Genomic DNA, 11,041 nt, shown 5'->3' with positions numbered 1-11,041 from the left:
CAGATGTCCATCCGGTCACCGCAGCAAGAGCCTGATATCGTTGAACGTGGCGACCAGAGCCATGCCGATCACCAGGGCGAAACCGACCCTCAGGCCGAGTTCCTGCGCCTTGAGACTAAGGGGTTTCCCCCGCACCGCCTCGTAAAGATACATCGCCAGATGACCACCATCGAGCATCGGCACCGGCAGAAGATTGAACACTCCCAGCACGACAGACAGGGCGATCACGAGATTGAGAATCCCGATCCATCCGGCGTGTGAGGCCTCGCCGGCGGCCTTGGCGATGCGGATTGGCCCACCCAACTCATCAACCGGGCGTGTGGCTGTCAGTATCTGGGCCATCGATGTGTAGAACATCGTCGTCATGCCCCAGACGGCGCGTACGCCTGCGCCCATCGCGCCCAACACTCCGTGGCTGCGGAACTCCGTAATGCCCGCCGGCCGAATGCGGAGACGGCCGACGACCTGCTCCTTGCCAGCGCAATCGACCACTTTGTCGGCGACTGGGACGATAGTCGCCTCCTCGCGTCGCCCATCGCGATCGTACTTCACGACCAGGGGCTGGCCCGCGCGTGCACCAATCAATTCGGGGATACGCGAAAAATATTCGACGGGCTTGCCATCGATCTCGAGCAGCAGATCGCCGACCTTGAGGCCCGCCGCTTCGGCGGGTCCGTTCGCGGTAAATCCACCGACCACCGGACGGATGAGTTGGTCCAGTCCCAGTTCGCCGTAGCGCAGCGTATTGTTGTAGCGGTCGGTACGCTCGCAGAACTGCGGCACGATCTCGCCATGCAGCAGTTGGCTGCCACGACGATACTCGACCGCCATCGGCTTCGCCCAATAGAGGAACTGCGAGTCCTGAATGTCCTCGTAACGGTCGATCCTGCGATCGGCCAGGCGAATGATCTCATCGCCAGTCCGCAGGCCTGCCTTGGCCGCCGGCCCGTTGACCTGGACTGCGACCGTCGCCGGAGAGTATGGCTCGCCGGCGATGAAGAACACGATCGTCAGCACGAGGAAAGCGAACAGCAGATTCGCAGCCGGACCTCCCAGCACCACGGCGGCTCGTGCGTACAATGGCTTCGAAAAGAAGGCGCCACTCGCCTTCGGGCCTGCAAGTGCGGCATCGGATGGCGTCGTACTGGTCTCGTCGTTGTCGCCGAGGAATTTCACGTAACCACCCAGCGGGATGGCCGACACTTTCCATCGCGTACCGCGACGGTCCGTCCAGCCAAAGAGTTCGGGTCCGAATCCGATCGAAAAGACCTCGGCATGAATGCCGAACCGACGCGCGACCCAGTAGTGACCAAACTCGTGAATGAATACGAGCAGCGTCAGCACCAGGACAAAGTACGGGAGGTAGGTCGTAAACAGGCTGATGATGCTTTGCATGGCTCACTACATCACTAATATCTTGCTATTTCAATAACTTAGAGAACGTTTTCGACAACCTTCCTCGGCTCTCCGGCGGGCCTCGTGATCGGCTGCCTGAAGATGCTGGAGTGATTCGACCGGGACCGCCACCCCTTCCCAGCCAACCAGCACATCCTCGACGACTCGGGCGATGTCGAGAAACCCGACACGCCGCGCCAGGAATGCCGCAACTGCTGTCTCGTTGGCTGCATTCAGCACGATAGATGCAAGTCCGCCGGTGACCAGTGCCTCACGCGCCAATCGTAGGGACGGAAAGCGGCCGGAATCGGGCGGCTCGAACGTCAACGCCGAGAGGTTCGCGAAATCGAGGCGGGCGGCGGGGCCGTCGATGCGTGACGGCCAGCCGAGCGCGTACGAGATCGGCACCCGCATGTCCTGCGTTCCAAGTTGAGCCAGTACTGACCCGTCGCGATAGCCCACCATCGAGTGAATGACCGACTGTGGATGGACGATGATCTCGATCTTCTCCGCCGGAAGTCGGAACAGCAGGTGCGCTTCGATGAGTTCGAGGCCCTTGTTCATCAGCGTGGCTGAATCGATCGAGATCTTGTCGCCCATGTCCCAATTGGGATGGGCAAGCGCCTGCTTCGGCGTGGCATCGGCCATGTCGACCAGAGACCAATTCCGGAACGGGCCACCCGAGGCCGTAAGGATTAAACGATCGATGGCTTGGCGCTGCTGCGGCTCAAAGACCTGGAAGATTGCATTGTGCTCGGAATCGACCGGTAACAGCACTCCGTTCGATTCCTCAATCGCCTCGATCAGCAAGCGTCCGGCGCAAACCAGAGCCTCCTTATTGGCCAACGCCACGATTGCGCCGCGGCGCGCGGCGACCAGCGTCGGAGCGAGACCGGCAAAGCCAACGACAGCGGCCATCACCCATTCCGCCGGCCGGGAGGCGGCCTCGACCACCGCCTCCTGACCTGCCGCGGCTACAATCGACGTGCCCGCCAGCGCCTCTTTCAGCGCGCGGTAACGCTCCGGATTGGCCACCACGGCAAGCCGTGCGCGCAGGCGCCTTGCCTGCTCGGCGAGCAACTCCACCGAGGAACCCGCAACCAGTGCCTCGACACGATAGCTTGCGGGATCTCGGGCAATGAGATCGACGGTGTTCTGACCGACCGAGCCGGTCGACCCGAGGATGGTGACGCTGCGAGGTCGCTCATGCGACGGCGCGATCCAGCGGGTCAGTTCCAAGGCCAGGCTCCGTCAACCGTCAGGCGCACCAGCGCCACGACGACGAGAATGGCGACCAGCCCATCGACGCGATCCAGCAATCCGCCATGTCCCGGGATCAAGTTGCCGCTGTCTTTCACTCCAGCGCCGCGCTTGACTGCCGACTCGGCCAGATCGCCTACTTGTCCGACGACGGCAAGGCCGGCGCCAATAACGGCAAGGGAAAACGTCGAGCCCAAGCCGAACGCGAAACCCAAGGCAGCGCTGGTCACTGCTGCCCAGGCCATGCCGCCGATCAAGCCCGACCACGTCTTGCTCGGGCTGATTCTGGGAGCAAGCTTGGCGCCGCCAGCCGATGCCCCGACGAAATACGCCCCGATGTCAGTCGCCCAGGTGCAGGCGACAATCCAGATCACTGTCTCGCGACCCAGTGCCGGTTGGTGGCGCAGCCACAGCAGCGCCACCAGGGCCGCCAGCGCGTAGACGTAGGCTGAAATCCTGACAATCGAGCGGCCTCGGGTCAGGCGCGTCCATTCCCACACCATCAACGGCGCGGCGACTGCCGCTACGAGATCGATCCAGGGGAATCCGAACCACACTGCCGCCAGCAGCATTGGTCCCAGGACAAGGGCTGACGAGATCCGCAGCAGCAGCCCGCGAAACTGTCGGCCACGCCCCGCCGGGGCGTTAGCCGCCGACGCCACCATAACGCCGCTCACGCCGACGGAACTCGGCAATCGCCCGTTCCAGGTCATCCTTGCCGAAATCGGGCCACAGCGTATCGACGAACACCAATTCCGAGTATGCACATTGCCAAAGCAGGAAGTTGCTGATGCGCTGCTCTCCGCTCGTCCGAATCAGCAGGTCCGGGTCGGGTACGCCCGCCGTCAGCAACTCGCGCTCGAAGAGATTGGCGTCGATGCGATCGACATCGAGCTCACCCGCCGCGACCTGCCGCGCCAGGCTGCGTGTCGCGCGCAGGATCTCGTCGCGCGAGCCGTAGTTGATGCAGATGTTCACGTCGATCCGGCTGTTGCCGCGCGTCATGTTCTCCGCGTCGGCAATGTCGGCCACAATATCGGACGCCAGCCCGTCACGGTTGCCAATGACCCGCAACCGGGCGCCGTTCTTCCGCAATTCCTCGAGTTCGCTGCGCAGATAGTGGCGCAGCAGGCCCATCAGGTCGCTGACCTCGTCGGCCGGTCGGGTCCAATTCTCCGTCGAGAAGGCAAACAGCGTGATGACAGGAATGCCGAGTTCACCCGCACCGCGCACCACGCGGCGCACAGCATCCGCTCCTCGACGATGCCCCGCCACGCGCGGCAGTCCGCGCGCCTTCGCCCACCGCCCGTTGCCATCCATGATGATGGCGACGTGGTTGGGACCCGGTGACGGGTCAGGGTTGGCGGGCAGCGATGCGGTCGACATCAAACCGTCTTGATCTCTTTTTCTTTGTGAACGAGCGTATCGTCGACCAGCTTTACGTAACGGTCGGTGAGTTTCTGGACCTCGTCGGATTTCTGGCGATGCTCGTCCTGAGAGATGCGGTGATCCTTCTCGGCCTTCTTGAGCGCCTCCATGCCATCCCGCCGCACGTTGCGCACAGCGACACGGCCATGCTCCGCGTACTTGTGGGCAAGCTTGGCGAGTTCGGCGCGCCGCTCGCTGGTCAGTTCGGGGATCGGAATCCGGATCATCTGGCCGTCTGGCGCCGGATTGAGGCCGAGCCCGGCCTCGCGAATGGCTTTGGCCGTCGCCACGACCAGGCCCTTGTCCCAGACGCTGACCGTGAGCAGGCGCGGTTCCGGCGCGCTTACCGTTCCAACCTGATTCAAGGACATGCGCTGGCCATAGGCTTCGACCATCACTGGATCGAGCAGATTGACCGATGCGCGACCGGTCCGGAGACCGGCGAATTCCTTCTTCAGGGCGTCCATAGCACCCTGCATGCGCTTCTCGAGTTCCTTGACGTCCGCGCTCATCTTCAGCCCTCGTCCTTGATGATGGTGAAGGTTCCCTCCCCGCGCATCGTCGCGGCGAACGCACCCGGCTTGTGGATGTCGAACACGATGATCGGGATGTGGTTCTCGCGTGCCAGCGAGATTGCCGAAGCGTCCATCACCTGCAGATCGCGGGACAGGACATCCATGTAGGTCAGCGCATCGTAGCGCTTGGCCTTCTTGTCCTTGCGTGGATCCGCGGAATAGACTCCGTCCACCTGGGTGCCCTTCAGCAATGCATCGACACCCATTTCGGCGGCACGAAGAGCTGCAGCGGTGTCGGTAGTGAAAAACGGATTGCCCGTGCCGGCGGCGAAGATCACGACCCTGCCCTTCTCCATGTGCCTGGCGGCGCGCCGGCGAATGTAGGGTTCGCACACGGTGGTCATCGGAATCGCCGACTGGACCCTGGTCTGCAGGCCCTGACGCTCAAGGGCGCTTTGCATCGCCAGTGAATTGATCACCGTCGCCAACATGCCCATGTAGTCACCGCTCGCCCGGTCCATGCCTGACGCGGCGGCGGAGACACCGCGGAAGATATTTCCGCCGCCGATCACCAGGCAAACCTGAACGCCCATGCCATGCACGGCCTTCACTTCCTGTGCAACCATGGAGACCATGGCCGGGTCCAGCCCGTATTCGCGACTGCCCATCAAACCCTCTCCTGAGAGTTTGAGAAGGACACGGCGATAGCGGGGACCGGACGGCATCAGATGCCTCTGAATACGTGTTCTTGGGCGGCGAGGGCTTCCTGCCCGCACACCGGTACCGATTTCATACTACTTCTTGAGCTGGGCAGCCACCTCGGCAGCGAAATCCTCCGACTTCTTCTCGATTCCCTCGCCCAGCGCAAAGCGCAGAAAGCCCGCCAAACGGACCGGCGCGCCGACCTGCTTGGCCGCATCGTCGACGACCTTGGAGACGCGGTTCTTGCCGTCGATGACGAAGAGCTGCTCGAGCAGCACCACTTCCTGGTGGAATTTGCGCAAACCACCCTCGACCATCTTGGCGATGATGTCCGCGGCCTTGCCCGTCTGCCCGGCTTTTTCAGCCAGCACCGCGCGTTCGCGTTCGATTGCCGCCTGATCGAGATCGGCCACGGTCAGCGACTGCGGATTGGCTGCCGCCACGTGCATGGCGAGCTGCTTGGCCAGCGCCGACAGCTTGGCCTTGTCGCCTGTCGATTCGAGCGCCACCAGGACGCCGATCTTGCCAAGGTCGGGTGCCACGGCGTTGTGCACATAGGCGGCCACGACACCGTCCGACACCGAGATCGAAGCGGTGCGGCGCAGCGACATGTTCTCGCCGATCGTAGCGATCAGATGCGTGAGTTCGCCCTGGATATCGCGACCGGTGCCGGGGAATGGTGCGGTCGCGATCTTGGTCATGTCGGCGCCTGTATCGAGGGCGGCGCGGGCAGCGGTGGACACGAATTTCTGGAATATCTCGTTACGACCGACGAAGTCGGTTTCAGCATTGACCTCGATGACGGCGCCACGGTTGCCGCCGGTGATCACGCCGACCAGACCTTCGGCCGCCACTCGGCCGGCTTTCTTGGCCGCCGCGGAAAGTCCCTTGGTGCGCAGCCAGTCCACCGCCTTCTCGAGGTCGCCCTGCACCTCACCCAGCGCCTTCTTGCAATCCATCATGCCTGCGCCGGTCTTCTCGCGCAGTTCCTTGACGAGCGATGCAGTGATCTCAGCCATGTCGTGCTCCGTTTGGTGCGGCCTGTTTGGTACAACAAGGGCCGGTCTTCCGACCGGCCCCATTGAATCCTCGTCGAAAGGGCTCGGCTTACTCCGCCGGTGCCGATTCTGCTGCGGGGGCATCGGCTGCCACCGGCACTTCCTCGACCGGCGGCTCGGTGAGCTCGCCAACATCGCCGCCCGATGCTGCGATCTCGGCTCGGATGCCATCGAGCACGGCCCCGGACAGGAGTTCGCAGAACAGCGAGACGGCGCGGATCGCATCGTCGTTGCCCGGGATCGGGAAGTCGATGCCATCGGGATCGGAGTTGCTGTCGAGGATCGCCACGATCGGAATGCCGCGCTTGCGCGCTTCCTGGACGGCGATGGCTTCCTTGTTGGTGTCGATGATGAACAGCAGATCGGGTGTGCCGCCCATTTCCTTGATGCCACCCAGCGACCGCTCGAGCTTGTCGCGCTCGCGCGTGAGGTCGAGTTGCTCTTTCTTGGTGAGACCCAAGACTTCACCCTTGAGGCGTTCGTCGAGTTCGCGCAGGCGCTTGATCGAGGCAGAGATCGTCTGCCAATTGGTGATCATGCCGCCCAGCCAGCGGTGGTTCACGTAGTACTGGCCGCAGCGCTTGGCCGCGTCGGCGACGCGCTCGGAAGCCGCCGCCTTGGTACCGACGAAGAGGACGCGGCCGCCGCTGGCCACGACTTCGCGGACCCGCTGCAATGCCTGCTCAAGCAGTGGCACCGTCTTGGTGAGATCGATGATATGGACCCCATTGCGCACCCCGAACAGGTACGGCTTCATCTTGGGGTTCCAGCGGCGCGTATGATGGCCGAAGTGGACGCCGGCTTCCAGAAGCTGGCGCATCGTAAATGTCGGCATAGCCATGCCGTTCTCCTTTTCCGGTTAGGCCTCCGCGGGCGTCGTCCCGAATGGGACACCGGAGCGAGCGGCGGGATGTCTCCCCGTCGACCGCAAACCCGCGTGCGAAGTGGCGTGTTTCTAGGGGTTTACGCCCCGAATTGCAAGCACCAATGAAATCAATGGCTTAGGTCAGGATTTGGGCGATTTCCCGGGCCAATTTGAGAAGTGACAAAGGCGCGCTCCCCTCGGCCTTGTTGTTGGCCGTGATCCAGACCTTCTGCTTGGCTCTGAAGGCGTCGGCGGCCATCCGGGCCAGAATGCGCCGGGTTTCGCTGTCCTCGTCCACCAGCCGATCGAAGGGCTCGTAGCGCTGCTTCGCCGCCTGATAGAGGTACCCCCGATGCAGGTTCCAGCGAACGACCAGAGGCCCCGGGCTTTCGCCGTCGAGCGTCCGAAGGGCCACCGCCTGACGCTCGACTTCCGGCATCCGGTCGTGCAGCCCGACGCAATAGCGGACCCCTGCACCAGCCAGCATGCGCATCAGCCGGGGGGTCAGCAGCTCGGCATTGCGCAGCTCCAATGCATAGAGCGGGCGGTATTTGCCAAGTTCCCGGGGCAGGGCAGCAAAGAACGCGGCCAGCCGCTCGACAAGAGTGGCCGCCTCCGCCACCAGTCCGCGCGGCAGCGGCGAGACCTGGAAGACCAGGGGCCCGGCTTTGTGACCCAGGCCTTCGAGGCAGGGCACGACGAATTCGCGGGACGCGATGGCGGCATCGAGAAAGTGCGGGTTGGCGACCTTCCCCCGCCCCTCCTCGTCGCGCATCACTGCATCGCAGACCAGCGCCGGCGCCTTCACGACGAAACTGAAATCGTCCGGCACCTGGCCAGCGTATCGTGCGTATTCTACGGCCGAAATGGCTGCATAAAAGGTCCGGTCTAGGCTCACGGTGCGCAGCATCGGGATCTGACCATAGGCCCCGAGTCCCTTGCGGCTAAGTGCCGTTTGCGGATGGACACTCTCGTAGACCAGACCGCGCCACCCCGGAAAGAACCACGATGAGGTGCCGAGACGAATTTCAGACGGCAGGTTCGGTGCCTCCAGCAGCGGCGACTGCGACGCTGTGAGGACATCTCCTGCCGCTACGCGGCGTTTGGGCGGACCGGGCGTCTCGAAGAGGCCGGGTTGGCGACTCAAATCTCTTCCACCTGCACGATGCCCGGCAGCATGCCGATGGCGTCCCGCAGGCCGCCTGCAATCGAATATGTCCCGGGCAGAGTCACTTCGGCTTCCGCCTCGTCGGACATGGGAACCACAAGCGTGACGCGTCCCCGTCCCTTCTTTCCCTCGAGTGTCTTGCGCAGGGCTTCCAGAGCCGCCGGATCGGAAACGATGATGCGCAGGCCGGCCGCCGCATTGGCCACGGCGTCGTCGAGTTTCTCGACGGTCTGAGCGGTGAGCTTCACCTGCTCGCCATCGAGCCGGCCATCGGCCGAGATCAGCACCGCCTGACCTGGCTCCAGGAGATTGCGTTTGCTGCCGAGGAGTTCGCTGAACACGGTGAGTTCGAAGGCTCCCGACTGATCCGAGCATTGCACGAAGGCAAAGCGATTGCCCTTGGCCGAAGTCCGCTCCATGCGGTCGATGACCGTGCCAGCAAGTTTGATACGGCCTGGCGTGCCGCGCGCCAGCAGAGCCGTCAGGTCGGCAGCACGACAGACCCCCAGCCGCTGCAGACTGCGCTCGTAGGCGGCCAGCGGATGCGATGAGAGATAGAAGCCGATCGCAGCGAACTCATTTTGTAACCGCTCCATCGGCGCCCAGTCCGGCATCTTGGGAAGCTGCGGGCGGCGCTGCGCGGTGTCGTCGCCGAACAGGCTGTTCTGGTTGCTGCCGCGCGATTCGTGCGTGGCCTGAGAATGGCGCGTTAGCGCCTCGACGGCGCCAAAGGTCTGAGCACGGTTCTTGTTCAAAGAATCGAAGGCCCCCGCCTTCACCAGGCCCTCGATCAGCCGCTTGTTGACCACGCGCTGGTCCAGCCGCTCGGCGAAGTCGAACGTATCCTTGAACGGACCATTCTCCGCGCGCTCTTCGGCCAGGCGAGTCATGGCCTCACGGCCGACTCCCTTGATTGCGGAAAGCGCATAGCGGACCGCCTTCTTGCCCTCAGGCGTCTCCTCGACCGCGAATTCGGCCATCGACCTGTTCACATCCGGCCCCAGCAGCGGAATCTGCAGTCGCTCCAGCTCACGCCGGAAATTGCCGATCTTGTCGCTGTTGCCCATGTCGAGCGTCATGGACGCCGCGAAGAATTCGACGGGAAAGTTCGCCTTGAGGTAGGCCGTTTGATAGGCAACCAGCGCATACGGCGCGGAATGACACTTGTTGAAACCGTAGCCCGCGAACTTGGCCACCTTGTCGAAGATCATCGAGGCGCGCGCGTCCTCGACCTCGTTCTTGCGTGCCCCTTCGATGAAGGTTGCCCGTTGCGCATCCATCTCCGATTGGATCTTCTTGCCCATGGCGCGGCGCAGTAGATCGGCGCCGCCCAGCGAGTAGCCGCTGAGAACCTGGGCGATCTGCATGACCTGCTCCTGGTAGACCATGATGCCGTAGGTCTCTTCGAGGATGCCCTTCAGCGAGGGGTGCAAATAGTCGGGCTTCTCCTGCCCGTTCTTGACGCTGATGTAGGTCGGGATGTCGTCCATCGGCCCCGGGCGGTAGAGCGCCACCAAGGCGATCAGATCCTCGAACCGATTGGGTTTCAGCTTGCTGAGAATGTCGCGCATGCCGCTGCCTTCCATCTGGAAGACCCCGTAGGCATCGCCCTTGGCCAGCATCCTGAAGGTCGGCTCGTCGTCGAGCGGTATCTTGTCGATCTTGATCCTATCGTGCCCAATCAGGCCGCATGCCTTTTCGATCACCGTCAGGGTCTTGAGGCCGAGGAAGTCGAATTTCACCAGGCCGGCCGTTTCGACCCACTTCATGTTGAACTGGGTGGCCGGCAGCGATTCCTTGTTGTCGGTATCGCGGTAGAGTGGCACCAACTCTTCCAGCGGCCGATCGCCGATCACGACACCGGCGGCATGGGTCGAGGCATTGCGGAAGAGACCTTCGAGCTGAAGCGCAAGGTCGATCAGGCGCTTGATCTCCTCGTCGGCCTGGTACTGCTCCTTCAGAAGCTGTTCGCTCTCGAGTGCCTGGGCCAGAGTGACCGGCTTGGCTGGGTTGTTTGGCACCAGCTTGCAAATGCGGTCGACCTGCCCGTAAGGCATGCCCAGCACGCGCCCGACGTCACGCAGCACCGCGCGAGCCTGCAGCTTTCCGAAGGTGATGATCGCGGCGACGCGATCGTGCCCGTACTCGTCACGCACATAGCGGATCACCCGGTCGCGCTTGTCCTGGCAGAAGTCGATGTCGAAGTCAGGCATCGACACGCGTTCCGGGTTGAGAAAGCGCTCGAACAGCAAACCCCACCTCAGAGGATCGAGGTCGGTGATCTTGAGGGCCCAGGCCACGAGCGACCCTGCCCCCGATCCGCGCCCCGGTCCGACGGGGATGCCGTTGTCCTTTGCCCACTGGATGAAATCGGCGACGATCAGGAAGTAACCCGAGAAGCCCATCTTCTCGATCATGTTGAGTTCGTAGACAAGCCGCTCCTCGTAGAGCTTCAGGGCAATGTCGTCGGCCAGCCGGCCTTCTGCCTTCAGAGCCGCGAGCCCGGCTTCGGCCATTTCCTTGAGGGCATCTTTCTCGGCTCGGCCACCGAGCTTGGTGTAGCGCGGCAAAATGGGTTTGCGCGGCTCCGGCATGTAGGCACAGCGTTGGGCGACAGCCAGGGTGTTGTCGCAGGCTTCCGGCAGGTCCG

10 protein-coding genes are annotated in these 11,041 nt (G+C 63.2%); all 10 read right to left on the bottom strand.

What is annotated here, in order from left to right; all coding sequences use genetic code 11:
- Positions 1-15: 15 nt before the first annotated feature.
- Complete coding sequence (gene rseP, locus EPO55_RS18690; RefSeq protein WP_296338619.1) at positions 16-1,395, bottom strand: RIP metalloprotease RseP; 1,380 nt, start codon at positions 1,393-1,395, stop codon at positions 16-18.
- Between the two features lie 30 nt (positions 1,396-1,425).
- On the bottom strand, positions 1,426-2,634 hold the full coding sequence (dxr, locus tag EPO55_RS18685; RefSeq protein ID WP_296338618.1) for a 1-deoxy-D-xylulose-5-phosphate reductoisomerase: 1,209 nt from the start codon (positions 2,632-2,634) through the stop codon (positions 1,426-1,428).
- Complete coding sequence (locus tag EPO55_RS18680) at positions 2,625-3,227, bottom strand: phosphatidate cytidylyltransferase (RefSeq protein ID WP_296338617.1); 603 nt, start codon at positions 3,225-3,227, stop codon at positions 2,625-2,627. The genes dxr and EPO55_RS18680 overlap by 10 nt, the downstream gene beginning before the upstream one ends.
- 73 nt (positions 3,228-3,300) lie before the next feature.
- Positions 3,301-4,041 (bottom strand): isoprenyl transferase, encoded by a 741-nt coding sequence (locus EPO55_RS18675; protein ID WP_296338616.1) that lies wholly within the window; start codon positions 4,039-4,041, stop codon positions 3,301-3,303.
- Positions 4,041-4,595, bottom strand: a complete 555-nt coding sequence (gene frr / locus EPO55_RS18670) for a ribosome recycling factor (protein ID WP_296338615.1) — start codon at positions 4,593-4,595, stop codon at positions 4,041-4,043. Before frr ends, EPO55_RS18675 begins: the two co-directional genes overlap by 1 nt.
- 2 nt (positions 4,596-4,597) lie before the next feature.
- Positions 4,598-5,326 carry a UMP kinase gene (pyrH, locus tag EPO55_RS18665; protein ID WP_296338648.1) on the bottom strand — a complete coding sequence of 243 codons (729 nt, stop codon included), beginning with the start codon at positions 5,324-5,326 and terminating at the stop codon, positions 4,598-4,600.
- A 66-nt stretch (positions 5,327-5,392) separates the two neighbouring features.
- The gene (gene tsf / locus EPO55_RS18660) at positions 5,393-6,319 is read right to left on the bottom strand and encodes a translation elongation factor Ts (RefSeq protein ID WP_296338614.1); all 927 of its coding nucleotides are present in this window, start codon (positions 6,317-6,319) and stop codon (positions 5,393-5,395) included.
- An 88-nt stretch (positions 6,320-6,407) separates the two neighbouring features.
- On the bottom strand, positions 6,408-7,199 hold the full coding sequence (gene rpsB, locus EPO55_RS18655) for a 30S ribosomal protein S2 (protein WP_296338613.1): 792 nt from the start codon (positions 7,197-7,199) through the stop codon (positions 6,408-6,410).
- 160 nt (positions 7,200-7,359) lie between these two features.
- Positions 7,360-8,370 (bottom strand): DUF72 domain-containing protein, encoded by a 1,011-nt coding sequence (locus EPO55_RS18650; protein ID WP_296338612.1) that lies wholly within the window; start codon positions 8,368-8,370, stop codon positions 7,360-7,362.
- Positions 8,367-11,041 (bottom strand): DNA polymerase III subunit alpha (gene dnaE / locus EPO55_RS18645; protein ID WP_296338611.1); only part of this gene is annotated, 2,675 nt, incomplete at its 5' end. The genes dnaE and EPO55_RS18650, both read right to left, overlap by 4 nt.

It is taken from the genome of Reyranella sp., from assembly GCF_004296935.1.
GTDB lineage: Bacteria > Pseudomonadota > Alphaproteobacteria > Reyranellales > Reyranellaceae > Reyranella.
This window is presented reverse-complemented; position numbering and strand designations above follow the sequence as displayed.

Coding starts and splice junctions, on each gene's coding strand:
- rseP (WP_296338619.1), bottom strand. CDS start 1,395: ATGCAAAGCATCATCAGCCTGTTTACGACCTACCTCCCGTACTTTGTC.
- EPO55_RS18680 (WP_296338617.1), bottom strand. CDS start 3,227: ATGCTGCTGGCGGCAGTGTGGTTCGGATTCCCCTGGATCGATCTCGTA.
- EPO55_RS18675 (WP_296338616.1), bottom strand. CDS start 4,041: ATGTCGACCGCATCGCTGCCCGCCAACCCTGACCCGTCACCGGGTCCC.
- frr (WP_296338615.1), bottom strand. CDS start 4,595: ATGAGCGCGGACGTCAAGGAACTCGAGAAGCGCATGCAGGGTGCTATG.
- tsf (WP_296338614.1), bottom strand. CDS start 6,319: ATGGCTGAGATCACTGCATCGCTCGTCAAGGAACTGCGCGAGAAGACC.
- rpsB (WP_296338613.1), bottom strand. CDS start 7,199: ATGGCTATGCCGACATTTACGATGCGCCAGCTTCTGGAAGCCGGCGTC.